This window comes from Klebsiella sp. HMSC16A12 (assembly GCF_001808265.1).
Taxonomy (GTDB): Bacteria; Pseudomonadota; Gammaproteobacteria; order Enterobacterales; family Enterobacteriaceae; genus Klebsiella; species Klebsiella pneumoniae.
The window spans coordinates 90,200-111,970 of record NZ_KV792625.1 but is presented as its reverse complement, the minus strand read 5'-3'; the positions used below and the strand labels follow the sequence as shown (position 1 = coordinate 111,970).

Here is a 21,771-nt window from a genome sequence, read left to right as displayed (position 1 = left end):
TGCTTTCAGACAGGGTTATAACAGCGACTGCAGCGCGGGTGACGCCATGCTGACCTCAAAGGGAATAATCTCTGTACGGGCGAGACCCAGCTGCTGGAAGGGATCCTGGCTCAGACGCGCTTGCAGAGTTTCCCGGCTATCGCATTTTGCCAGAATGACGCCGCCGGTGCGGGGAATACGGCGGCCGGAGGCGAGAAAGAGGCCGTCGGCATAGCCTTTTTTGAGCCATTCGATGTGGGCGGGGATCGCACGGTCAACCTCTTCGAGCGGTTTTATATACGTTAAAACAACCACATAAATCGTACTCATCCTGAAAGCCCTGGCAATCCAATGGGATCTCCAGCCTGACATATTTCGATGATGGATAAAAGAAAACGCGGCATTTTTCCGTGCTATTTAGCAGGGATGGCGGGGCGCAACATCCCGGATGCTCATCGCAGACGTGAATTAATATATATGTTTTTTCGCATGTATATTGATCTTTCTTTGTGGCCCCGTATGCTGTCCGTCACGCTTGAGGAGAAATCATGTCTTTATTGCCCCTGCAACTGTTCAAAAACCTCGCCGATGAAACTCGGCTGGGGATCGTATTGCTGCTCAAGGCGCGTGGAGAGCTGTGCGTGTGCGATCTCTGTACGGCGCTCGCCCAGTCCCAGCCCAAGATCTCCCGCCATCTGGCGATGCTCCGTGAGAGCGGATTGCTGCTGGATCGTAAACAGGGTAAGTGGGTCCATTACCGCCTCTCTCCGCAGATGCCGGCCTGGGCGGCGCAGGTGATTGAGCAGGCCTGGCTCAGTCAGCAGGAGGATGTGCGGCTGATGATCAGCAGACTGGCTGGCGGGCCGGGTTGCCGGTAAAAAATTTATCTTAACATATATGATTTTTCGAATGTGATTGGCGGAGGAACGATGTTGCTGGCAGGTACGATTTTTATCCTGACCCTGGTGCTGGTGATCTGGCAGCCGCGGGGGTTAGGGATCGGCTGGAGCGCGGCATTTGGCGCGGCGCTGGCGCTGGCCACCGGTGGCGTACAGGTAGCCGATATCCCGGTGGTATGGCATATCGTCTGGAATGCGACCGCCACCTTTATCGCCGTTATCATTATCAGCCTGCTGCTTGATGAGTCTGGCTTTTTCGAATGGGCCGCGCTGCACGTTTCCCGCTGGGGAAGAGGCCGGGGTCGTCTGCTGTTTACCTGGATTATCCTGCTCGGCGCGGCTGTGGCGGCGCTGTTTGCCAACGATGGGGCGGCGCTGATCCTCACGCCAATCGTGATTGCCATGCTGCGAGCGCTGGGGTTCAGCAAGGGAACGATGCTGGCCTTTGTCATGGCCGCCGGATTTATTGCCGATACCGCCAGCCTGCCGCTGGTGGTGTCGAATCTGGTGAATATCGTTTCGGCAGATTTCTTTGCCATCGGCTTCAGGGAGTACGCTTCGGTGATGGTGCCGGTCGATCTCGCGGCGATCCTCACCACCCTGGCGATGCTGCACCTGTTCTTTCGCAAGGATATCCCGCCGGCCTGGGATATGGCGTTACTAAAAGCGCCGGCCACGGCGATAAAAGATCCAGCGACGTTCCGCACCGGCTGGGGCGTGCTGCTGCTGTTGCTGGCTGGCTTTTTCGTCCTTGAACCGCTGGGGATCCCGGTCAGCGCCATCGCGGCGCTCGGCGCCGGGATCCTGTTTGCTGTCGCGAAGCGCGGGCGGGTAATTAACACCGGCAAGGTGCTGCGCGGCGCCCCGTGGCAGATAGTGATCTTCTCGCTGGGAATGTATCTGGTGGTGTATGGTCTGCGAAACGCCGGGTTAACGGATTATCTGACCACGGTGCTGAACATGCTGGCGGAGCGCGGCCTCTGGGCCGCGACGCTGGGCACCGGTATCCTGTCGGCCTTCCTCTCTTCAATAATGAATAATATGCCCAGCGTACTGGTCGGCGCCCTGTCGATTGATGGCAGCACGGCAACAGGGACGATCAAAGAGGCCATGATTTATGCCAACGTCATCGGCTGCGATCTGGGGCCCAAGATCACGCCAATTGGTAGCCTGGCCACGCTGCTGTGGCTGCATGTGCTGGCGCAGAAGCACATCACCATCGGTTGGGGGTATTATTTCCGCTGCGGCATCACCATGACCCTGCCGGTGCTGCTTGTGACGCTGGCCGCGCTGGCGCTGCGTCTCTCCTTCAACCAGCCATGAGAACGTACTATGAGCATCACCATTTACCATAACCCTGACTGCGGCACCTCGCGTAATACGCTGGCGCTGATCCGTAACAGCGGCGCCGAGCCCACCATTATCTATTATCTGGAGACGCCGCCGTCGGGTGATGAGCTGCGCCAGCTGCTCGCCGCGATGGGGATCCCGGTGCGCGCGCTGCTGCGGAAAAACGTCGAACCCTACGACGCGCTGGGCCTGGCGGAAGACCGGTTTACTGACGACCAGATAATCGACTTTATGCTTCAGCATCCGATCCTGATTAACCGTCCGATCGTAACGACGCCGCAGGGCACCCGACTCTGCCGCCCGTCAGAGGTGGTGCTGGAGATCCTGACGGCGCCGCAAAAAGGCGCATTCGTGAAGGAGGACGGTGAGCCAGTCATTGATGCCGCAGGGCAGCGTGTGAAATAGCGCGCAGAATGGCGCCGGCTGTAGCAGCCGGCATGCCGTGTTAACCCTGCTGTATGGTAGGCTCTCCAGGTATGTAGCGCCTGGATTGCTGACAATATTCTCGCTTAGCGCTATTTCTCCACTATCCAGTCTGTTTCCCTTACTTTTCCTGCCGTTATACACCGCCTCTGCGCCGGTGGTTTATGTCTCTCGATAAATTATTAACTGCTTGTTTTTAATGGGTAAAATTTCGTTTTGTGCGTAATGATATAAAGTCAACGTCGTTTGCATTATTGCGAACATTAAATCTGTAAAACTAGATGTTTGTCGACTTTTCATCTAAAAAGGGAAGGTAAGGGGCTGGACAAAACCATTGCGTGGTTATCAAATGGTTAAAAATGCTCGTGTTTGATGTTAATACAAACAAATTATAAATCGTCAGCCTGCTTTATACGGTTAACTTGCGCTGCGGCGCACCTTACCTGGAGAATTTATGCATTCCTCTGTTAATAAAAACGAAAGCCGTACCTTTTTCGGCCATCCTTATCCGCTGGGCTCCCTGTTCTTCACTGAAATGTGGGAGCGCTTCTCGTTTTACGGCATCCGTCCTTTACTGATCCTGTTTATGGCGGCGACAGTGTACGACGGCGGCATGGGCCTGGCGCGAGAGAACGCCTCGGCGATCGTTGGGATTTTTGCCGGCAGTATGTATCTGGCCGCGCTGCCGGGCGGCTGGCTGGCGGATAACTGGCTTGGCCAACAACGCGCCGTCTGGTACGGCTCTATCCTGATCGCCCTGGGGCACCTGTCGATCGCTCTGTCAGCATGGCTGGGCAACGATCTGTTCTTTATCGGTCTGATGTTTATCGTCCTGGGTTCCGGGTTGTTTAAAACCTGTATCTCGGTGATGGTCGGCACCCTGTATAAAAAGGGCGACGCGCGCCGCGACGGTGGTTTTTCGCTGTTCTACATGGGGATCAACATCGGCTCGTTTATCGCGCCATTGATCTCTGGCTGGCTTATCAAATCGCATGGCTGGCACTGGGGCTTCGGCATCGGAGGGATCGGGATGCTGGTGGCGCTGATCATTTTCCGTGTCTTTGCCGTACCGTCGATGAAGCGCTATGACGCGGAGGTTGGCCTCGATTCCACCTGGAACAGCCCGGTGGCGAAAAAGAATGGCGTTGGAGCGTGGCTGCTGGCGCTGGCGCTGGGAGTGGCGGTGCTGGTCACGCTTATCAGCCTGGGCACGATCGTGATTAACCCGGTAGCGGTGGCCAGCGTGCTGGTCTATGTGATTGCCGCCTCCGTGGCGCTCTATTTCATCTGGCTGTTCGTCTTCGCCGGACTCAACCGTAAAGAGCGGGCGCGCCTGCTGGTGTGCTTTATTTTGCTGGTCTCGGCGGCCTTTTTCTGGTCCGCTTTTGAACAGAAACCGACCTCCTTCAACCTGTTTGCTAACGACTATACCAACCGGATGATCGGCGATTTTGAGATCCCCGCGGTCTGGTTCCAGTCGATTAACGCCTTGTTTATCATTCTCCTCGCGCCGGTATTCAGCTGGGCGTGGCCTGCGCTGGCGCGTAAAAACGTTCGTCCGGGCAGTATGACCAAATTCGTCATTGGCATCCTGTGCGCAGCGGCGGGCTTTGGCCTGATGATGCTGGCGGCGCAGAACGTTCTGAGCAACGGCGGGGCCGGTGTGTCGCCGCTGTGGCTGGTGGGCAGCATCCTGATGCTGACGCTCGGTGAACTGTGCCTCAGCCCGATTGGGCTGGCGACCATGACTCTGCTGGCGCCGGAGAGAATGCGCGGCCAGATGATGGGGCTGTGGTTCTGCGCCAGCGCGCTGGGTAACCTGGCGGCGGGCCTGATCGGCGGTCATGTGAAGGCCGATCAGCTGTCGCTGCTGCCGGACCTCTTCGCCCGCTGCTCCATCGCATTGCTGATCTGCGCCGCCGTGCTGGCCGTGCTGATTGTCCCGGTCCGCCGGATGCTGGAGAACAGTCGGTCCAGCGCCGCGCAAAAATCCCTCAGCAACGCCTGACGCGATCCTCAGGCCGGCCCTACGGGGCCGGCTTGTTTTTTGTCCAATCCCCGCCCCAGCAGAACAAAATCCCCTTTTCACAATGCGCGATGTCCCATAACGTGAGCGTGTTCTTTGAAATCACGTCGCTTTCCGGTCCATAGTGTAGTCAGGTTTACTATGTGGTTAATATAAGGACACACCTATGCCAGCAGTCATTGATAAAGCATTGGATTTCATCGGTGGTATGAATACGTCTGAGCCAGTACCACAGTCTATGGATGAAAGTACCGCGAAGGGAATTCTCAAATATTTAAAAGAACTGGGCGTACCCGCCACCCCGGCCGACGTCGCTGCGCGCGGCCAACAGCAGGGCTGGAGCGCTGGGTTTACCGATAAAGTGGCGGAGTGGGCTGAACGGGTCGCCGCCGGCGAACGGCTGGTGATTAAGCATCCGGAATTCTTTTCCACCTATATGCGGGAAGAGCTGCGCGCCCTGGTGTAATCGCCGCGCATCCACCCCGCCTCTTCAGCTTAATGCCTTCCCCTATTGGGAAGGCATTCTGGCGGATGACAAACCCGTTTCGTTATTGTGCTCGCCTTTCTGCCGGGTGGCGGCTTTCGCCTTACCCGGCCTACAAAACTCCAATATCAAACAGTTATGCAGTTAGCTGTAGGCCCGCGCAAGCGCTGAAGATTGCACTTTGTCTGCAGTCTGATTGCCTTCCCCTCGGGGAAGGCATTTTTGTTACTGCCCTCGATAGCCGCCGCCCAGGGCTTTGATCAGGGTAATGTCGGTGCTTAGCCGCTGGGCCTCAATGTCCAGCAGCAACAGCTGCTGGGCGAGGACCGCCCGGCGGGCTTCTTCGGCGGCGTAGCGGCTGAGGAGGCCGCGCTGATAATGAGCGCGAGCGCTATCGGTGGTGGTCTGCGCCGCGGTGACTTTTAGCTGCTGCAGCGCGCGCTGCTGATTCAGGTCGTTAAGCTGGCTGGAGCTGATAGCGACATCGCGAACCGCATCCAGCACCGCCTGGTTGTACTGTTTGATCAGGATGTTGCTGGCGGTGCGTACCGACTGCAGATTAGCGTTCAGACGGCCGCCGTCGAAGATAGGCAGATACAGCCCGGGCAGCAGGTTGATCTGCTGGAAAGAGGACTTAAACAGATCCCCGACGCTCAGGGCGTTATAGCCCCAGAACGCTTTGATATCAAAATGGGGGTAGAAGGCCGCTTTCGCCGCATCGACCTGGCTCAGGGAGGCGGTGACGTAGCCGCGCAGCGCCTGCAGGTCCGGACGGCGGGCCAGCAGCTCGAAAGAGAGCGACGGCGGCAGCGTCTCCTGGAGCGCCGGCAGCGCCACCGGATGGATGGCCGGCATGCTTTGCGCATCGGCGCCGATCAGCGCCCGCAGGGTTTCACGATACTGGGTCAGCATCCCCTCGGCGCTAATGATCTGCTGGCGAGCGGCGAGCTGTTCGGCCTGGGCGTTGGCCACATCCACACTGTCTTCCAGGCCGCGCCGGGTCCGGTGCTCGTGGGCTTCCACCGAGAATCGGGCAATGCCCTCCAGCTCCTGCAGCAGCGCGATTTTCTGGAACGTCGCCTGCATGGCGAAATAGAGCTGCGCCACGCTGCTGGCGATGTCGAGCTCAATGCCGGCGGTCTCCGCCAGCCGGGCGTTTTTCTCGCCAATAGCGGCGGCGACCCGGGCGCGATCGGCCCCCCAGAGATCGATATTCAGCTGCGCCCCGACGCCAACGGTATTCAGCGTATACCAGGGGCCGTTTTTATCCACCGGCAGGGAGTATGAGTAGGGCCAGCTAAAGGATTTGTCGGTGATCCGCAGGCGGTTTTGCGCCGCGACGGCGGTGGCCTGCAGGCCCATCGCCGACCGGGCGAGTTCCACCGTGGACTGCGACTGGGAGATGCGCAGCCGGGCGGCCTGCATGGTCGGCGAGTTCTGCAGCGCCCGGTTGATCAGCATATTGAGCTGAGGATCATCATAGGCCTCCCACCAGCGGGCGGCCGGCCAGTCGCTGTTCGCCAGGTGGATCACCTGCGCCAGCTGGGCCTGCTGCGGATTGACGATGGCGACCTGGGCAGGCTCATCCTGGATCAGCGCGCAGCCGCTGAGCAACGTCAGCGTCAGGGTAAAAAGAGTGCCGCGCAGGCGCGCGGAGAAAGGAAGGATCATCATGACGTTTTAGCCTGTTGCTCAGTCGCTATCGGTGTCGGCCCCCAGTCGGGCAGGGCGGCCAGCGCGGCGGCCAGCGCCGGGCCAAAGGGGTTAGTCAGGTCGGCGGTCAGCTGTTCGCCAGGCGCCGTCGCCTCCTGTTCGATACGTTCAGCGTAGCGCCGCAGCTGTTCGGCGCAGCGGGCCAGGGTCGGGTCTCCCGGCGCGGCGTTGAGTCGGTAGCCTTCGCTGAGGCGGGCGATCTCCTCGGCCTGGGCGAGGGTGGCGCGCATCGGCCAGCCTTTCGCCTGGGGCCAGGGGTGAGCATACGTGCCCAGCGGTTCGGCGCGAACCCGGTGGAGCAGCGCTTCGCTGTCGGTGAAGGCGACAAGCAGGGGAGCCAGCGGAACCGCCTCCTTCGGGGCGGCGAGGCAGTCCGCCAGCCGGCGATAAAGTGCCGCAAGGCGGGTTTTCAGCTGCGGCGCTTCGCTGTCCGGCCAGAGATACAAATGGACAATGGAGGAGACCAGCACCCCGAGCAGGATGCCCAGCACCCGATCCCGCAGCTCGGTGAGGTTCGTCAGCGGAGCAAACCAGCTGAGAAAGGCCAGCGCAAAGGTGAAACCAATCTGGATCCCGGCGTAGGCGATACGCTCCGAGCCGGCGGCAATCCACGCCGCCAGCGCCAGCACCGGCAGGGACATCGCCAGCAGGCCCGTCAGCGAATCGGTCCAGGGCTGGACAAAGACGATTAACAGCAGCGCCAGCAGGGAGGCGAGCAGCGCCCCGCCGATGCGCAGCCATGTCTTTTGCATCGTGGCGCCCAGCCCGGGCTGGGCGACGATCACGCAGCTCAGCATAATGGTATGTAGACCCTGCCAGTCGGCAGCGGTATAGAAGACATAGCAGATTAGGGTCGCCAGCAGGGTCTTGAGCGCAAAATGGAGATATGCCGGGTTGCGCCAGGCGTCCGGCGCCAGTAGGGGCGCCTTCTCCACCTCACCCTGCGGCAGGGCAACCGGCTCACCCTGCGCCAGCCGCTGCAGAGTGGTAGCCATCTCCTGCAGAACAGCGCGATTGACGCCGCGACCGCAGAGCGTCAGGGGAGGAATAGCGCCGTCAAACGGCCCCTCGCGAAGGGCGTTCTTCAGCTGAAGTACCGCCTGCGACAGCTGCTGGCGATCGTCACTATCCGCCTCGTCTGCTTGCAGCAGGGCCGCCAGCTGGTAGCAGCGCAAAGTGGCGGCCAGCCGCGAGCGCCAGGCCAGGGGATCGGCGGCGATCTCCGGTGTCGCCCGGCTGGCCTGGGCGAACAGCGACTGCAGCTGATTGAACTGCGCGGCGGTCTCGCCGAAGGTCGGTGGCGCTTCAGCGTCCGGGGCCGCCAGCCGCCGGGCGACCTCGTGCAGCATCCCGGCCAGGCGCGCCTTAAACTGGTTACCGGGAAAGGCCTGCTGAAAGCAGGCGTTGACCAGCAGGGTGACGAGGATCGCGGTGTTAATCGCCACCCACAACCAAAGCAGCAGCCGCACCAGGATCTCGCTCTGGCTGGTCATCGACGGGAAGGTCTGAGCGTAAATCACCGCCAGCGCCACCACGAAAAAGGCCAGTCCCAGCTTGCCCAGCACCCGCATCAGATAGAGGGCGCAGAAAAAGAGCGCCACGGAGGCCGCCAGGCGGATCAGCGGGTAGTCATAGGTCCACTTGATGATCAGCAGCACGCCGCCGAGCGCCACGGTGACGGTGACAAAAAAGACCACGCTGACCAGCTTAATCATCAACACGTTAGGCTGGCTGACGTAGAACACGACGATCAGCGCAACGGCCAGGAAAGGGATCTGCAGGGTCATAAACAGGGTGATGAGCACCGCGCAGCTTAGCGTCAGGCGCAGCGTGTAGCTGGCGCGTCCCGGCGCGTCGCGCAGCTCCTGGCGTAAAAAATGGGCGAGAGGAAACATAGCGTCGCCCGGCTACGGCTGCAGCACGGCGCTGGCCGAGGCGCCCATGCGGAACAGTTCCGGGTCGGGATCGCTGACGGCGATTTTCACCGGGAAGCGCTGCGAGACGTGGACCCAGTTAATGCTTTTCTGGATCAGCGGCAGCCCTTCGATGACGCTCCCACCTTCGGGCAGGACCCCGGAGCCGACCGAATCCACCACCCCGTTAAAGGTCCGGTTGTGGTTGGTCATCACGGTGATCCGCGCCGCCACGCCGGGGCGCACGTTGTTCAGGTCGGTTTCGCGGAAGTTCGCGATCACATACCAGCGGTCGTCATCCAGCAGGGTGAAGACCGGCTTCAGCGCCGAGGCGTACTGGCCGACGGTGGTTTTCAGCGCCACCACCACGCCGTTGAACGGCGCGCGCACTTCGGTAAATTCCAGATGCAGTTCAGCGAGGGCGATTTGCGCCAGGACCCCGGCGCGTTGCGCCACCATGGCATCCACGCCGGTCACGGCCGCCGAGGCCTGTTTGGCCTGCAGCAGCGTGGCCTCCAGCTCCGCCCGCGCCGCTTTCTCAGCGGTGCGCGCCTGATCGAGATCTTCCTGGGAAGCGAACCCCTGCGGCACCAGCGGCTCAAGGCGGATACGCGTGGAGGTGGTCTGCTTAACCAGCGCTCTGGCGCGCTCGACGGCGGCCGCCACCGACTGGGCGTTATACTCTTGCGCTTTGATGGTGCGCTGGGTCAGCATGATCTGCGCGTCGAGGGTCGTCAGCCGGGCTTTCGCGTCATCGAGCATTGCCTGATAGGGGCGGGGGTCGATGCGGAACAACAGATCGCCTTTTCTCACCCGCTGGTTATCGCGAATGGGCATCTCCACGATGCGTCCGCTGACCTCGGGCACTACATCGATGGTATCGGCATAGACATAGGCGTCATTGGTCTCCGGCGAGGTTTGCAACTGCCAGATAACGAGGATCAGCGCCAGGATGGCGGCAAGGACCAGCGCCAGCAGAGGCCACTTTTTGCGTAACAGGGGAGTGCGGGAAGTTGTCATAAGCGATCAGTGAACAAAAAACAGAAACCACAGCAACGTGGCGAACAGGAACATCAGCGCGACGTAGCTGAAGACCAGGGGAGAAAAGCGCGGCTGCCAGCCTTTACGGGTAATCAGGATATGGCAGGGGATCAGTAAAAACGCACCGCCCAGTAAGCAGAAAAACCAGCCGGGAAAAGCAGCGCCCAATACCGGGATCTCTGGCGAAAGTGAGCAGCCGGAAAGCGGCAAGACGAGCAGTAACCGCGCCGGGCGGGCGATGGTGGCAATATGATTCAATGGAACATCCCTGAGTGATCATACCAGTGTGTCATGAGTGTAATCGCCTCGTTGCGGGAATGAAAGTCAACCGATCGTTGACTGCGGGATCCTTGCGCGATGGGAGAGCATGATGTGAGGCGTCAATTCCCGCGCTTGCGCATAGTCAGCCGCCACGGCGAGGGCTATGCTTAGCCTGAAAGATAAAAACGACCGAGGCAATGTCATGGATAAGGAATTACTGGAAGCCGGCTACCGGGCCTACACCGGGGAGAAAATCGACGTCTACTTTAATACGGCGATCTGTCAGCATTCCGGGAACTGCGTGCGCGGCAGCGCGAAGCTCTTCAACCTGAAGCGTAAGCCGTGGATTATCCCGGATGAAGTGGATGTCGCGACGGTGGTAAACGTGATTGATACCTGCCCGAGCGGCGCTCTGCAATATCGTCATAAATAAGCGAGGAGAAGATGGAAATACTGGAAGGGCATAACAAATTTTATGTTAACGACGCGCAGGGAAACCAGGTGGCGGAGATTGTTTTTGTTCCCACCGGCGAACACCTCAGCATTATCGAACATACCGATGTTGATCCCAGCCTGAAAGGCCAGGGCGTGGGGAAACAGCTGGTGGCGAAGGTAGTGGAAAAAATGCGCCAGGAGCAGCGGAAGATTATCCCTCTCTGCCCGTTTGCCAAACATGAATTCGATAACACCCGCGAATACGACGATATTCGCGCATGACGTACCGGCACCGGTGCTAACCGGTGCGCTTTTCTCGCACCCTCAACGTTTCGCCGGATCGCGCTGGTGGGAAAAGCGGCGGATCAGATCCGGGAGATGTTCGCGCCGCATCGGTGGTGAAAACAGATAGCCCTGGAAGCGATCAATCCCCAGCGATTTTAACTGCGTAAATTTCGCCAGTGAATCCACCCCTTCCGCCACACAGCGACTGTCGCTTAACTGGCAGTAGTAGGCCAGGCTTTTTATTAGCGCAAGCGCCTTTGGATCGTGCTGGGCGTCGTTGACGATGCTCATATCCAGTTTATACGCATTGAAGTGCAGTCGACGCGCCGGAAAGATAACGCTCCCCTGAGAAAAGCAGTCGTCCAACATCACGCGCACGCCAGCACGTTGCAGCTGCGCCACGTGGGCGGCGGAGCGGCTCTGATGGCGAAAATCGATAGTTTCAGCATATTCCAGCACCAGCCTTGCCACGCCCTCTGGCTGCCGAAGCTGCTGGCGAGCGGCTTCCACCATCCGCAGCAGGCTGTCACTGTCGGCGAGTGAGGAGGGTATGTTGACCGAAAAATAGAAGGTGCCTGGATACTCATTAATATTCTGCACGGCCTCCTGCAGAACAAAGGCCGTAAGCAGCAGCCAGGTGTAGTCGGCGCGGAAGTGCGGCAGAAAGGTCTGGGGGTGAAGTACCTGGCCGCGGTGGCGCCAGCGGATCAGGATCTCCACCCCCTGTAGCTGTGAGCGACTATCGACGATAGGTTGAAAAACCGGGAAGACCTGGCGATCGTGGATCGCTTGTACCCATTCCTGTTCAAACGCCGACAGTGAGCTGGCGGATGAGCGCGGCAGCAGCGTGCGCGGAAAGCGGGGGGCCAGATGCGGATGATATTCCACCAGCTTTTTCACCCCAGCCAGCCGCTGGGTGTAGAGCGTTTTCTGGCTCAATCCGAGACGTTGGGCCTGCTCGCCTATCGTCTGCCCTTGCAGTAGGGCGAGGATCACCTTGAGCTCGGCGTGGGTCAACCCGGCGACCCGTTTTCCGTGGATCAGGGCGGCTTCGCTGGCAAGCCGCTCAAGCCGCGGCGCATTCTCCAGCCGATGGGCCAGCTCCGCGCAGGACAGATCGGCGGGGGCAGTATGGACGTTGCGCAGACGATCCGGATGACTCACCTGATAGAGCAGCGTTTGCCACAGCCAGATGGCCGGGCTGCGGCTCAGAATCAACATCGGTAACGGCGGCAAGGCCTCGTCGAGTAGCCTTGCCGCCTGGCGCAGCGTGGTGAGCATCCACAGGGGATCGTCAGGGAGATACACCACGATCCGCTTCACGGCGGCCAGCTCGCGCAGGGACACGCCCTCGACCGGCAGCTCAACGGGCCGCCTCGCGGCGTTCAGCATCAGCTGGCTCAACCCGCGGGCGGCCAGCGAGCAGGGCGAGAGGATATAATCGGTCATCATTGATAGACAAAGGTGATGCCGATGATCGACTGCACGTTGCCGGCGGTAACCTGGCCTGTGGTCCGGGCATAGGTGGCCGTCAGGCCGAGATTGACCGGCGAGGTGCCGACGGTGCCCAGCGAGACCGTGCTGTTCGCCGGGACGGCGCTGCCGTTGCGCGTCAGCTGAACGCCTATCCCCTGCGCCGGCGAGGCGGAGGCGGTATTGGTGAAGATCGCGTTGGCGCTGTCCGCGGTGGTGCCGGAGAGGTAATACCCCAGCTGCTGGCTTTGCGCGCAGTGGACGGTGAGCGGCACGGCCATCGAGCCCGGGTAGTCGGGGAGGGTGACGGTGACATCGCGGGCGGAGACGTCGCAGCCGCCGGTGGGGACCACCACGTCGTTATTGGCGTAGATGTTCCAGATGAACTGGAAGGAGTCGCTATTGTAGTTGTTGGTCTGATGCAGGATCAGCACCGCGATTAACGATCCTGCGGTGATGGCCACTCCACCGGCAGTGCTCACCGGCGTCAGATACAGGACGGCCGGCCAGGGTTTATCGGTCCGTGAATCATAAATCACCCGCGCGGTTTCCGTGGTGGTCGGGAACGGGTAAGAGGTGCCGTTATATTTCACGGTGCCTGAAAAACTCGACAGCACACCGCCATAGGCGGATCCGCGCTGCAGGGTCACGTAGTCGGTGATCGTTTCCGGATAGTCGTTATGGCAAAAAATCTGCGTAGAGAGGTCGACCACCAGGTTTTGCCCGACGTTCACCGCCGGGGTCAGGTTAACGTAGACGTTGGCTGACCCGCCGCCGATGGGAATCGTCGCCCCGGTGGCCGTTTTGCAGGCAAAGGACCAGGCGTTCATCGACCAGCCCAGCAGCAGCAGGGTGGTGAACAGGGGGATTATTTTTTTCATCATGATGCTCTCCTGGCTCAGGCGTAGGTATAGGTGACGTTAATCACCGCCTGAATGGTGCCTTGCGTGGCGCCGCCGTTGACGGACAGCGCCCTGACCTGCAGCGGGAAGCGAGCGGACTGGCTGGCCTCATCCACCTGTACCGACTGGCTGCTGCCATTGTTCAGCGTGGTGCCGTCCTCGTTCTGCAGTTCGAGCTGAATATTGCCCGCCGTTCCCTGGTTTTTGTAATAGCCGGTGCTGTCCGCCGTTCCGCTGAAGGTGGCTTTCACCCGTGAAGTACCCACGGGGCAGTTGCTCAGATCCAGCGCCACGCTGTGCCAGGCCGATGCCGAGCCCGCACCGATCAGGCTAAAGGTATAGAGATCGCCCAGCTCGACGGTGGCATTGACGGTGGAAACCGTGCAGGGTCTGGCCACCACCTTGCCGTTGACGGTGAGAGTGACGTCGGCCGCCCGCAGGGAAGCGCTCGCGGTTAACAGGCCGGCCAGCAGCCAGCCCACATGAGTCCATTTCATTTCAGCCTCCGCTTACTGAAATTCCAGGGTGAATGTCGCTGTCGCATTGACATGCCCGGCGGTGACGGGCACCTGAGTGGCCATCAGCCGGGCGTAAAAGTTGAGAATATTGGTCTGGCCCGGGGTCAGCGTGGTCCAGGTCATGGTGGATGACGGCGCATTGACCGGCAGCCGGGACTGCTGCTGATCGAGAATTTCCACCCCCATTCCTGCCGCCGCCGAGGCCCCGGCATCGAGTTTTAACAGGCTGGTGTTGATGCTGTCCGCCACGCCGGTGAAACCGACCTTCACCGCGGTGACGGAAGTGCCGCAGGGCGACAGCACGATGCGGAACGGCACCGGCGGCGTCGTGGCCCCAACGGCATAAAACTGCTTCGCGGCGTTATCCTGTAAATCGACAGTAAAATCCTTCGATTCGCCGGCTACCGCGCAGGCGTTATCGCGGACATAGCCGCTGATGGTGATCGTGCTATCGGCGGCAAGCGCAGCCGGTGCGCCCAGGGTGAACAGGGTGCCCAGCAGATACTGCAGTGTTCTCATCATGATCTCCTTAGCGGCACGCGACCGAAAGCTGACTGAGCGCCTGCTGCTGGCTCTCCGGCGGCAGACGGTAATCGGCCACGCACTGAGCGTCCGGGCCATCGCCCCATTTCACCCGCACTTTGCCCGCCAGCGGCATCCCGCTCAGGTAGACCTGGCCGTTGTCCGCGACGATGCTGCCGCTCTGGTTGCTGTCGCCGGTGGCGAGGGCGCCAAACGGCACCGGTTTGCCGCGATGGGTCAGCGTCATCAGGATCTTCATCCCCACCTGGGCGTTAAAGTTGGCGCGGACAATCGCCCCATGGGTGGGCACCACGCTGACCACCGCATCGTCAAGGTCGACATTGTCCGCCAGGGTGTTGGTATCCAGCGCGATCCGGTTTTCGCGATACTCAGTGGCATAAGGCAGGACGGCATACCCGCGCCAGTCGGTGCGTACCCCGGTCTGGTTTTCCACTTTCACGCCGCCGGCGCCGGGGGCTTTCACCAGCACCACGGTATCGTTTAACGGTTGGCTCAGAGTGATGCCGTTGGCGTGCGCCAGCACGCCGCCGCTGACCCCGTAGTAGAGCTGTTTAAAGCCATCGCTGCGGCTGTAGCCGACGTTGGCGTTGCCGTAGCCGCCGCGGTAGTTGAGGGCGGTGTAGCCTGTGCTCCCGTTGTCGCCGTTGCCGCCGCCGGCATAGCCGGTCTGCACGCTATAGCTGAGGTTGTTGTCTTCCAGCAGGGTGCCGTACAGGCCCGCCAGATTGGTCATGCGGCCATTGAGATCGTGCGACAGGCTGTAGCTGGCGCTGGCGTGCCGCCAGACCGAGCGGCTGTCGGAACGCAGCCAGTGGCTGAAGGGGATATTGATATTGATCGCCAGCATTTGATCGCGCCCCTGCTGCCAGGCGTTTTTTGTCAGGCTGTAGCTTAGCGACCAGTTGATATCGTCCACGGCGGCGTTGAGGCCGGCCTGCAGCTGCTCATCGGCATCGTCGGTGCCCCAGTAGGTCTGGTGGCTACCGCTGAGATAGAGGGTGGCGGTGCGCCCCAACTGCTGAGTCACGCTCAGCTGCACCTTGCCGCGCTTGCTGTAAGCCAGATTGTAGTAGTCGGTAAATTTCGGTTTTACCTGGATAACGCCGTCCTGGGTTTCCACACTGTAGCCGCTCATCCGGCGGTAAGTGGTATCGGCAAAGTTATAATAGCCGCGGGTAGAGTAGCGGTAGCCCACCAGCTGCAGGTTGGTGCCGGTCTCATCCAGGGATTTGTTATAGAGAAAACGCACCGACTGCCCCTGATGTTCGCTGTCGTCAGCCAGGGTGGCGTTGGCCTGAGTGATATCCAGCGACAGGGCGCCGAAATAGCCCATGTTTTTCCCCACCCCAAGGTTAAAGGCGCGATAGCGGTCTGCCAGCTGGGTGCCGCCGTAGAGCGTCCAGCCTGCCGGCAGGCCATGCATGACCGTGCCCTGGAAAAAATCGGGCGTTTCCTGCTGACTGTTGCCGCTGCGGTACTCCCCGGCGGTGAGGGCGAAGCGGGTATGGCCTTCACGCTGGAGAACCGGCACCGTTGACCAGGGCACGCTGAAGACCTGGCGGGAGCCATCCGCTTCTTTGATCGTGACCTGCAGATCGCCGCCATTGCCCGCGGCGTAGAGATCGTCGATGGTAAATGGTCCCGGCGGCACTGTGCTCTGGTAGATTTCGTAGCCGTTTTGCCTGATTGACACCTGCGCCGTGCCGCGGGCGATCCCGTGGATCACCGGCGCAAAGCCTTTCTGGCTGTCCGGTAGCATATTGTCGTCGGAGGCCAGCTGGGCGCCGCAGAAGTTGATCCCGTCGAAGACATCGCCGTTGGTGTAGCTGTCCCCTAGGGTGAGTCGCGAACGCAGAGGCGTGATGTCCCGCTCAAGCCAGCTGTTAACGTGCTGCCAGCGATTCTCGTTGGATGAGGTGCTACCGCCGCTGCTGTAGCTCCAGGTGCTGTTATCGCGCAGACGCCAGGCGCCAATGTTCAGGCCGCTCTGTAGATTCAGATAGGCGTAACGGCTGCTGCCACCTGTGGTGTTATGGGCGTTATTGCCCGTGAAGTTATAGTTAATCAGCCCGGCGGTGATACCGTTATCCCACAGCTCCGGCGGAATATAGCCGCGCGCATGGTTACCCATAAATGCCTGGGGGACGGTGAGGTACAGGCGTTGCTGCCCGACGTCGAAGCGCGTGGTAGCTTCGCTGATAAGCGTGGTCAGCGGCACGCAGGCCGTGCTGTCCAGCGTCGCCATGCCCGGCACCCGACCGGTATCCACACCCATGCTCGCCAGCTGGCCGCGCGTCAGGCAGGGTGACAGACCGTGACCCTGGGCATCGGCCTGGAAAGTGACGTCCCGGGTGGTCATAAAACCATTGTTGAGATAAATATCGACGCGATAGGTGCCTGGCGGAACCTCCTGGCCTTTTTCAAATCCCGACAGGTCAGCCACTGCCGCCGGATCGTCAGCTAAAAAGCGGGGGTTAAAATAGAGGTCCGCCCGCGCGGCAAACGGCTGTGAGCAGAGCCACAGCGCCAGCGCCGGAGATACCAGGCGCCGGGCAGTTCGGCAACCTAAATGATCCAGTCCATATTTCCGATGTGACATTATCCCTCCGGTCCGACGTTGCCCGGCTGTCATTGCTTCTGGTCATGCGCAGCGTGTCCCGCGCGGCGGGGCGCTTCTGGGTTAGCGCAGCACGCCATTCATTTTCGGCGTCAGCGCGCCGTAATCATTAATCGTGCGATAGGTGATGGTGTTCCCGGCATCCGCGGGTAGCTTGACGCTGGTTTTGCCCATCGGCGGTACGAGGGCGTTCTCCAGAATGCGTGTCCCGGCGTTCAGTTCGGTCACCGTCAGGTAATAGGGGGTGGGGTTCGTCAGCGTCAGCGACGATCCGCTACGGCTAAAGGTCAGCTTTTCCGCCGCTTGATCCGGAGGCAGGGCCAGTTTTCCCGGACGGTAGTAGAGCTTGATGCGGCTGATAATCGCCAGCTGCAGGGTATTGTCGCTGAGCTTTGATTTATCCATCGAAGGGATCGCCTTCACGTTCATCCAGAACAGACTTTCCCGATCCTGCGGCAGCTGGTTATTGGTGGCGTCGATAATGCGCAGGGTGTTCTCTTTTTTACCCTGCATGGCAAACAGCGGAGGAGTGATGACAAACCGGCCGTCTCGCTGACCATCGGCATTTTCCACCCATGACTGAATAAGCCAGGTACTGTTGTCATCATTATTGGTCACCGCGAGCTGGACCTGCTTCTGTCCCGCCGGGTAGATAACCCGGGTCGCGCCAAGCGCAACGCCCGCCTGCGCGCTGGCGCTAAAGATACTGGCGGCGAAAAGCACACATCCTGCCAGTAAGCCATGCGCCATCGTTGCCGTTTTTCTCACATTATCTCCTTGTCTGCTCACCGTGTTGTCCTGTTTGTCTGCGGATTAATTACTGATAGGTCAATGAGAACCAGGCCTGGGCATTGGCTGCACCGCCGGTGACCTGGCGTCCGGTCGCCCGATATTTGGCGACGAAATTTAGCGTCGTCGGTCCGCGGTAGAGTGATATCCAGCGATCCGCTGGACGATTGAGCGGGAGCTGCTGGCCCTGGCTGTCGAATAGCGCAATACCGATCCCACTGGCGATCCCCGGACCTTCACCCACCGACAGCACGTCGGGGTTTTTTCCATCAGCCACGCCGTGAAAGGTCACCCCCACATGCTGGCTGACCGCCGTACTGCAATCCTGTAAATGAATCGCGAAAGGGATTGGGTTGCTGTCTTCGCCGACGGCATGAAATCGATTACTGCTGATCTGCCCCAGATTGACCGTCATCTGCCGATCGCCGGCTTCGACGCGGCAGGAGCTCGCCATTATCAGGCCCTGAAAACGCATGCTGCCCCCCGGCAGCGTGACGTTCCAATGATTACCGGCCAGCGCCAGCGGAGGCAGTAGCAGCAGCAGACCAGATTTCATTCCCTGCATCGTTTCACTCCGGTTGAAAATAGAGAGCGGGCCCTCCTGGCCCGAATAGCTTCCCTGCCTGACTCGGGTCTTACTCGTACTGCACTTTGAACGTGGCATCCGCGTTCGCTATACCAGCCGTCGCTGCGCCGGTCGCGTAGTAACGTGCCTGGAACGGGATGATGTTGGGGCCGTCATTCAGCGTGGTCGCAGCACTGAAGGTGGCGCCGTCCAGTGCCAGTGGCGTACCGGTATTGTCGAGGATCTGCACGCCGACGTTGGTTGCGCTGCCAGCGGCAGAGTTTTGCAGGGCCAGAACGGTGGTATTGCTGCTGTCGATGGCCGTACCGGCGAAGGCGACGGACGCTTTGGTGGCTACCGTAGTGTCGCAATCATCCAGCTGGATGTTGAAACCGACGGCCGAACTGGTGCTCCCCGCCGTGGCCAGTTTCGCGGAACGCACCTGGCCTAACTGAACGGTTTGATCGATAGAGCCGGCATCCACCGCACAGGCCGCATTAACGACTTCTCCTTTAAAATGCACGGTCCCGCCGTTGACCGTGGTGGTATCGGCCAGAGCTGCCGTGGAGCTCAGTGACAGTGCTGACACAACAATCATTGCCAGTGTTTTGATTTTCATACTGTTTTCCTTTGAACGATGTCGAAATAACGAACCGGATTGGCAGCCGTTGTGCCTTCCAGGCATTTCAGATTTCAGCCGAGTGGTCCGGCTGCCGGCTCTGCACAGTTTTCGCCCAACCGATGAGACAATTGGGGCCATTTTGACTCGTTGGGATAAATGATCTGTATTTTGTGTCAACCTGGTATTCTGTGGTTTTAAATTCTGCCAAATTTGGCTTTTATGGTAATATAATCTGGTGTGGTGGAAGGGAGTGCGAAAGGAATAGCGATGGCGCTGGCGACGGATCGCCGGTGCAGCAGAGATATGGTTAGAGAAAAGTGAGTAATTGCAGGTTTAAAAATAGATAATAATCAATGAGATATTATTTTTTTTGCGGAAATATGGCGCAGTGAGTTGCAAAATATGTCAAAACATTTTTATGATATAAACAGTTTGGCCCCAATTGACCTGTTCGTTATTTTTTTAATTCTTTAAAATCAATCTGTTAATTCATTTTTCTTCTTCTGGTCTTTTTCCTCTAAAAGATTATTTCTTTCCCAGATGCCAGCGAAACGTGCCGCATTACTGGCGGTGTAACGTACTGTGTGACGAATATTGCGATGTCCTAGATAATCCTGTATCAAACGCGTATCTGTCCCTCTTTCCGCCAGTTCATAGCCGCAGGCGTGACGCAGCATATGGGGGTGAGTGTGCGTGACGGTACCCGCATTTTCCCCGGCGGAGCGAATAATACGATACGCCTGCTGGCGGGAGAGCGCGGTGCCGCGGCGGGAGATAAACAGTGCGTCCGTTTTGTCCGCCGCTTTCCAGCCGGCACGGACCAGGCTCCAGCGCTCAATCGCCTCGCGCTCATCAAAACGCAGTGGATGAATCGTCGAAAAACCATTCTTTAATCGCCGCACATTAACCCGCCCTTCATGGAGATCCAGATCGTGATAATGCAGATCCAGCAGTTCGCTAATGCGCATGCCATGGCGAAAGGCCAGCAGAATGAGGCAGTAGTCCCGTTCGCCGGTAGGGCCCTGACGAGCAGCCTGCATCATGGCCTGAACTTCTTTGGCGGTTAGAAAACGACGTCGGTTCACAATAGTTGCTCCTGAAAATAGGTATGAATGACCGTCACAGCGAAACCATACGCCATGACGAAATAGGTTCTGTAATGCTAAAACGGTACAGGGTGAAGATGATTAATCACGAATTGATAACATATTACATTGCCAGACACTAAAAATATCGTCGGGTGATAATTCTTAATTTTAAAGATTTTAATCATCGGCTCAATAGTATCTGTGCGGGTTGCCGCCAGGTATATAAAATGAAAGGATATTTTTCACTACCAGCTGGGTAATGATACCAACGTGTTGATTTCGTATTTTCACTGACACCAGGATCATCCTGATGTTACAAGGATTGAATGACTACAGATTAAAATAGTCATCAACAGGTTGACAGCATTACCTACCAGCCGTTATTAAAAACACAGCCGCGGAAATTTTTCCCACCAATAAATACCCAGTCTAATTCCTGAGTAAACGCAGGGTTATATTAACTCTCAGTAATAAGGATTAAATAAGAACTTGTGGGAACAGTAATCCTAATTAACGCAGGGTTAATAATCATGAATATTTTAATTTGTCGACCGCTCGCGATACAACGCCATCCATGGCGTCAAGGCTATTGGATCAGCGACGATCGCTGTTTGTCACGGGGATTGTCCCAGATGCCATAGAAGCGTCCCGCATTGCTGGCGGTATACCAGACGGTGTGGCGGATATTGCGATGCCCGAGATAATCCTGTATCAAGCGGGTATCGATCCCCATATTCGCCAACGCAAAGCCACAGGAGTGCCGCAGCATGTGCGGGTGGATCTCCAGTGGCAGCCCCGCCAGTCCCCCTGAGGACGCGATAATCTGATAAAACTGTTGGCGGGAAAGGGGATTACCTTTGCGGGAGAGAAACAGCCATTCGCTGGCGGCCTGCGGCCAGCTGCTGCGAATGGCCAGCCAGCGCTTTAGGGCGTAGATCTCTTTATCCAGCAACGGGTGGGTAGTCGAAAACCCTTTTTTAAGCCGATGGATGTAAACACATCGGGCAGCAAGGTCGATATCCGATATTCGTAGACGACAGATCTCGCTGGCGCGCAGACCATGGATGAAGCACAGTAACGTCAGGCAATAATTACGTGCAGCATAAGGACCGGTATCGGCCGCTTTAAGTAAAGACTCAATTTCATTCTGAGTCAGGAAGTTCCTTTTTTTTATGTCGGCGTTATTCGTCATGGTTTTCCCTTTTATTGCAGGCATATTTTTGGTTTTCCGAGCCTGCGTCAGGTCATTGTTAAATTTGACTGCCTTTTTATTTTGAAACAGCGTGGTGATAACGTTTTAATTTGCTACGAGCGCGAGCGGTATCATGGGCTAGCTCCATTGCTAACGATAAGAGGCCGCGATCTGAAGGGTAAAGAAAGGGTGAGCTGGCTGAACTGATGAATCTTTCCTGGGGGTTTCCACGTCCTGTACATCCCTGATCCTCTTGATGATACCCGCATGATGATGAAGGCTTGGGCTTCCGGCCACGGCAAGGCGGCTATCAATGCCGTCATGATTGATTGCCTGTCTACTGGGCAATGTCACCCCTGTAAACCAGCCTCCCTCGCCGACAACCTTCGGGAATGGCATGAGAAATTTCTCAGACAAAATACAACCTTAAGTCGTCTGGATAGCATTCACTGCAAAACTACAACAGTGATTAAACCATACTGCAAAAAGCCTGGTGATAATAGCATTGTCTGTAATAGAGCACATTACGCCGTATTTCAACGGGTAAGCTTAATCTGGTACATGCGGTTGAATGAGATGAAAACTCCTCACGGTCAACGTATACAGGAAGATATCAATGGGAGGTAGTAGAGGACAGGTAAGTATTGCGACAC

The 21,771-nt window shown here is 58.5% G+C and carries 23 protein-coding genes; 7 read left to right on the top strand and 16 right to left on the bottom strand.

Annotated elements, in window-relative coordinates:
• Window positions 1–15: 15 nt before the first annotated feature.
• The gene (locus HMPREF3140_RS17495; RefSeq protein WP_070553047.1) at window positions 16–309 is read right to left on the bottom strand and encodes a YciI family protein; all 294 of its coding nucleotides are present in this window, start codon (window positions 307–309) and stop codon (window positions 16–18) included.
• Window positions 310–527: 218 nt separating this feature from the next.
• Between HMPREF3140_RS17495 and HMPREF3140_RS17490 the strand changes: the two genes are divergently transcribed.
• The 5 genes from HMPREF3140_RS17490 (at window position 528) to HMPREF3140_RS17470 (ending at window position 5,143) form a co-directional block, all read left to right on the top strand.
• Window positions 528–857 carry a metalloregulator ArsR/SmtB family transcription factor gene (locus HMPREF3140_RS17490; RefSeq protein WP_002916281.1) on the top strand — a complete coding sequence of 110 codons (330 nt, stop codon included), beginning with the start codon at window positions 528–530 and terminating at the stop codon, window positions 855–857.
• A 51-nt stretch (window positions 858–908) separates the two neighbouring features.
• The gene (gene arsB / locus HMPREF3140_RS17485; protein WP_002916279.1) at window positions 909–2,201 is read left to right on the top strand and encodes an arsenical efflux pump membrane protein ArsB; all 1,293 of its coding nucleotides are present in this window, start codon (window positions 909–911) and stop codon (window positions 2,199–2,201) included.
• Window positions 2,202–2,210: 9 nt separating this feature from the next.
• Window positions 2,211–2,633 (top strand): glutaredoxin-dependent arsenate reductase, encoded by a 423-nt coding sequence (gene arsC, locus HMPREF3140_RS17480; RefSeq protein WP_016947386.1) that lies wholly within the window; start codon window positions 2,211–2,213, stop codon window positions 2,631–2,633.
• Window positions 2,634–3,105: 472 nt separating this feature from the next.
• The gene (locus tag HMPREF3140_RS17475) at window positions 3,106–4,659 is read left to right on the top strand and encodes a peptide MFS transporter (protein ID WP_002916277.1); all 1,554 of its coding nucleotides are present in this window, start codon (window positions 3,106–3,108) and stop codon (window positions 4,657–4,659) included.
• Between the two features lie 184 nt (window positions 4,660–4,843).
• A complete protein-coding gene (locus HMPREF3140_RS17470; RefSeq protein WP_002916274.1) occupies window positions 4,844–5,143 on the top strand; it encodes a DUF1889 family protein in 300 nt (99 codons plus the stop codon).
• A gap of 243 nt (window positions 5,144–5,386) precedes the next feature.
• Here the strand turns inward: HMPREF3140_RS17470 and HMPREF3140_RS17465 are convergent, their stop codons facing one another.
• Genes HMPREF3140_RS17465 through HMPREF3140_RS17450 form a run of 4 tightly spaced genes read right to left on the bottom strand, consistent with a single transcriptional unit; the run spans window position 5,387 to window position 10,086 of the window.
• Window positions 5,387–6,835 carry an MdtP family multidrug efflux transporter outer membrane subunit gene (locus HMPREF3140_RS17465; protein ID WP_002916272.1) on the bottom strand — a complete coding sequence of 483 codons (1,449 nt, stop codon included), beginning with the start codon at window positions 6,833–6,835 and terminating at the stop codon, window positions 5,387–5,389.
• Window positions 6,832–8,769, bottom strand: a complete 1,938-nt coding sequence (mdtO, locus tag HMPREF3140_RS17460) for a multidrug efflux transporter permease subunit MdtO (protein ID WP_032412353.1) — start codon at window positions 8,767–8,769, stop codon at window positions 6,832–6,834. Before mdtO ends, HMPREF3140_RS17465 begins: the two co-directional genes overlap by 4 nt.
• Before the next feature lie 12 nt (window positions 8,770–8,781).
• Entirely contained in the window at window positions 8,782–9,807 is a 1,026-nt protein-coding gene (gene mdtN / locus HMPREF3140_RS17455) for a multidrug transporter subunit MdtN (protein ID WP_004185522.1), read from the bottom strand.
• Window positions 9,808–9,813: 6 nt separating this feature from the next.
• Entirely contained in the window at window positions 9,814–10,086 is a 273-nt protein-coding gene (locus tag HMPREF3140_RS17450) for a YtcA family lipoprotein (RefSeq protein WP_002916204.1), read from the bottom strand.
• A 205-nt stretch (window positions 10,087–10,291) separates the two neighbouring features.
• Between HMPREF3140_RS17450 and yjdI the strand changes: the two genes are divergently transcribed.
• Together yjdI and HMPREF3140_RS17440 are read left to right on the top strand one after the other, a co-directional pair.
• On the top strand, window positions 10,292–10,522 hold the full coding sequence (yjdI, locus tag HMPREF3140_RS17445; protein ID WP_002916202.1) for a 4Fe-4S mono-cluster protein YjdI: 231 nt from the start codon (window positions 10,292–10,294) through the stop codon (window positions 10,520–10,522).
• A gap of 11 nt (window positions 10,523–10,533) precedes the next feature.
• Window positions 10,534–10,806 carry a GNAT family N-acetyltransferase gene (locus HMPREF3140_RS17440; protein ID WP_002916201.1) on the top strand — a complete coding sequence of 91 codons (273 nt, stop codon included), beginning with the start codon at window positions 10,534–10,536 and terminating at the stop codon, window positions 10,804–10,806.
• Between the two features lie 42 nt (window positions 10,807–10,848).
• On the opposite strand, the gene HMPREF3140_RS17435 is transcribed toward HMPREF3140_RS17440, so the two are convergent.
• From HMPREF3140_RS17435 to HMPREF3140_RS29565, 11 genes are all read right to left on the bottom strand, one after another.
• Entirely contained in the window at window positions 10,849–12,261 is a 1,413-nt protein-coding gene (locus HMPREF3140_RS17435; protein ID WP_070553046.1) for an EAL domain-containing protein, read from the bottom strand.
• Window positions 12,258–13,163 carry a fimbrial protein gene (locus tag HMPREF3140_RS17430; RefSeq protein ID WP_004151788.1) on the bottom strand — a complete coding sequence of 302 codons (906 nt, stop codon included), beginning with the start codon at window positions 13,161–13,163 and terminating at the stop codon, window positions 12,258–12,260. The genes HMPREF3140_RS17435 and HMPREF3140_RS17430 overlap by 4 nt, the downstream gene beginning before the upstream one ends.
• Window positions 13,164–13,180: 17 nt before the next feature.
• Window positions 13,181–13,666, bottom strand: a complete 486-nt coding sequence (locus HMPREF3140_RS17425) for a type 1 fimbrial minor subunit FimG (RefSeq protein WP_004229447.1) — start codon at window positions 13,664–13,666, stop codon at window positions 13,181–13,183.
• Between the two features lie 27 nt (window positions 13,667–13,693).
• Entirely contained in the window at window positions 13,694–14,221 is a 528-nt protein-coding gene (locus HMPREF3140_RS17420) for a type 1 fimbrial adaptor subunit FimF (RefSeq protein ID WP_009308600.1), read from the bottom strand.
• 10 nt (window positions 14,222–14,231) lie between these two features.
• Window positions 14,232–16,844, bottom strand: coding sequence for a fimbrial biogenesis usher protein (locus HMPREF3140_RS17415; RefSeq protein ID WP_032412347.1), 2,613 nt, complete (start codon window positions 16,842–16,844; stop codon window positions 14,232–14,234).
• 81 nt (window positions 16,845–16,925) lie between these two features.
• Window positions 16,926–17,612 (bottom strand): fimbria/pilus periplasmic chaperone, encoded by a 687-nt coding sequence (locus tag HMPREF3140_RS17410; RefSeq protein WP_004144024.1) that lies wholly within the window; start codon window positions 17,610–17,612, stop codon window positions 16,926–16,928.
• Between the two features lie 67 nt (window positions 17,613–17,679).
• Window positions 17,680–18,216: a type 1 fimbrial minor subunit FimI gene (locus HMPREF3140_RS17405; protein WP_004174507.1), complete on the bottom strand. Its 537-nt coding sequence runs from the start codon at window positions 18,214–18,216 to the stop codon at window positions 17,680–17,682.
• Between the two features lie 70 nt (window positions 18,217–18,286).
• On the bottom strand, window positions 18,287–18,835 hold the full coding sequence (gene fimA, locus HMPREF3140_RS17400; protein WP_002916190.1) for a type 1 fimbrial major subunit FimA: 549 nt from the start codon (window positions 18,833–18,835) through the stop codon (window positions 18,287–18,289).
• Window positions 18,836–19,314: 479 nt separating this feature from the next.
• Window positions 19,315–19,923, bottom strand: a complete 609-nt coding sequence (fimE, locus tag HMPREF3140_RS17390; RefSeq protein WP_004174509.1) for a type 1 fimbria switch DNA invertase FimE — start codon at window positions 19,921–19,923, stop codon at window positions 19,315–19,317.
• 589 nt (window positions 19,924–20,512) lie between these two features.
• The gene (gene fimB / locus HMPREF3140_RS17385) at window positions 20,513–21,118 is read right to left on the bottom strand and encodes a type 1 fimbria switch DNA invertase FimB (RefSeq protein WP_004151951.1); all 606 of its coding nucleotides are present in this window, start codon (window positions 21,116–21,118) and stop codon (window positions 20,513–20,515) included.
• A gap of 150 nt (window positions 21,119–21,268) precedes the next feature.
• Window positions 21,269–21,517 carry a hypothetical protein gene (locus HMPREF3140_RS29565; RefSeq protein WP_004144011.1) on the bottom strand — a complete coding sequence of 83 codons (249 nt, stop codon included), beginning with the start codon at window positions 21,515–21,517 and terminating at the stop codon, window positions 21,269–21,271.
• Window positions 21,518–21,771 lie beyond the last annotated feature (254 nt).

Bases quoted from the DNA above. Each gene is read 5' to 3' on its own strand.
- HMPREF3140_RS17495 (WP_070553047.1), bottom strand. From the start codon at position 309: ATGAGTACGATTTATGTGGTTGTTTTAACGTATATAAAACCGCTCGAA.
- HMPREF3140_RS17490 (WP_002916281.1), top strand. From the start codon at position 528: ATGTCTTTATTGCCCCTGCAACTGTTCAAAAACCTCGCCGATGAAACT.
- arsB (WP_002916279.1), top strand. From the start codon at position 909: ATGTTGCTGGCAGGTACGATTTTTATCCTGACCCTGGTGCTGGTGATC.
- arsC (WP_016947386.1), top strand. From the start codon at position 2,211: ATGAGCATCACCATTTACCATAACCCTGACTGCGGCACCTCGCGTAAT.
- HMPREF3140_RS17475 (WP_002916277.1), top strand. From the start codon at position 3,106: ATGCATTCCTCTGTTAATAAAAACGAAAGCCGTACCTTTTTCGGCCAT.
- HMPREF3140_RS17470 (WP_002916274.1), top strand. From the start codon at position 4,844: ATGCCAGCAGTCATTGATAAAGCATTGGATTTCATCGGTGGTATGAAT.
- HMPREF3140_RS17465 (WP_002916272.1), bottom strand. From the start codon at position 6,835: ATGATGATCCTTCCTTTCTCCGCGCGCCTGCGCGGCACTCTTTTTACC.
- mdtO (WP_032412353.1), bottom strand. From the start codon at position 8,769: ATGTTTCCTCTCGCCCATTTTTTACGCCAGGAGCTGCGCGACGCGCCG.
- mdtN (WP_004185522.1), bottom strand. From the start codon at position 9,807: ATGACAACTTCCCGCACTCCCCTGTTACGCAAAAAGTGGCCTCTGCTG.
- yjdI (WP_002916202.1), top strand. From the start codon at position 10,292: ATGGATAAGGAATTACTGGAAGCCGGCTACCGGGCCTACACCGGGGAG.
- HMPREF3140_RS17440 (WP_002916201.1), top strand. From the start codon at position 10,534: ATGGAAATACTGGAAGGGCATAACAAATTTTATGTTAACGACGCGCAG.
- HMPREF3140_RS17435 (WP_070553046.1), bottom strand. From the start codon at position 12,261: ATGATGACCGATTATATCCTCTCGCCCTGCTCGCTGGCCGCCCGCGGG.
- HMPREF3140_RS17430 (WP_004151788.1), bottom strand. From the start codon at position 13,163: ATGAAAAAAATAATCCCCCTGTTCACCACCCTGCTGCTGCTGGGCTGG.
- HMPREF3140_RS17420 (WP_009308600.1), bottom strand. From the start codon at position 14,221: ATGAGAACACTGCAGTATCTGCTGGGCACCCTGTTCACCCTGGGCGCA.
- HMPREF3140_RS17415 (WP_032412347.1), bottom strand. From the start codon at position 16,844: ATGTCACATCGGAAATATGGACTGGATCATTTAGGTTGCCGAACTGCC.
- HMPREF3140_RS17410 (WP_004144024.1), bottom strand. From the start codon at position 17,612: ATGGCGCATGGCTTACTGGCAGGATGTGTGCTTTTCGCCGCCAGTATC.
- HMPREF3140_RS17405 (WP_004174507.1), bottom strand. From the start codon at position 18,216: ATGCAGGGAATGAAATCTGGTCTGCTGCTGCTACTGCCTCCGCTGGCG.
- fimA (WP_002916190.1), bottom strand. From the start codon at position 18,835: ATGAAAATCAAAACACTGGCAATGATTGTTGTGTCAGCACTGTCACTG.
- fimB (WP_004151951.1), bottom strand. From the start codon at position 21,118: ATGACGAATAACGCCGACATAAAAAAAAGGAACTTCCTGACTCAGAAT.
- HMPREF3140_RS29565 (WP_004144011.1), bottom strand. From the start codon at position 21,517: ATGCCATTCCCGAAGGTTGTCGGCGAGGGAGGCTGGTTTACAGGGGTG.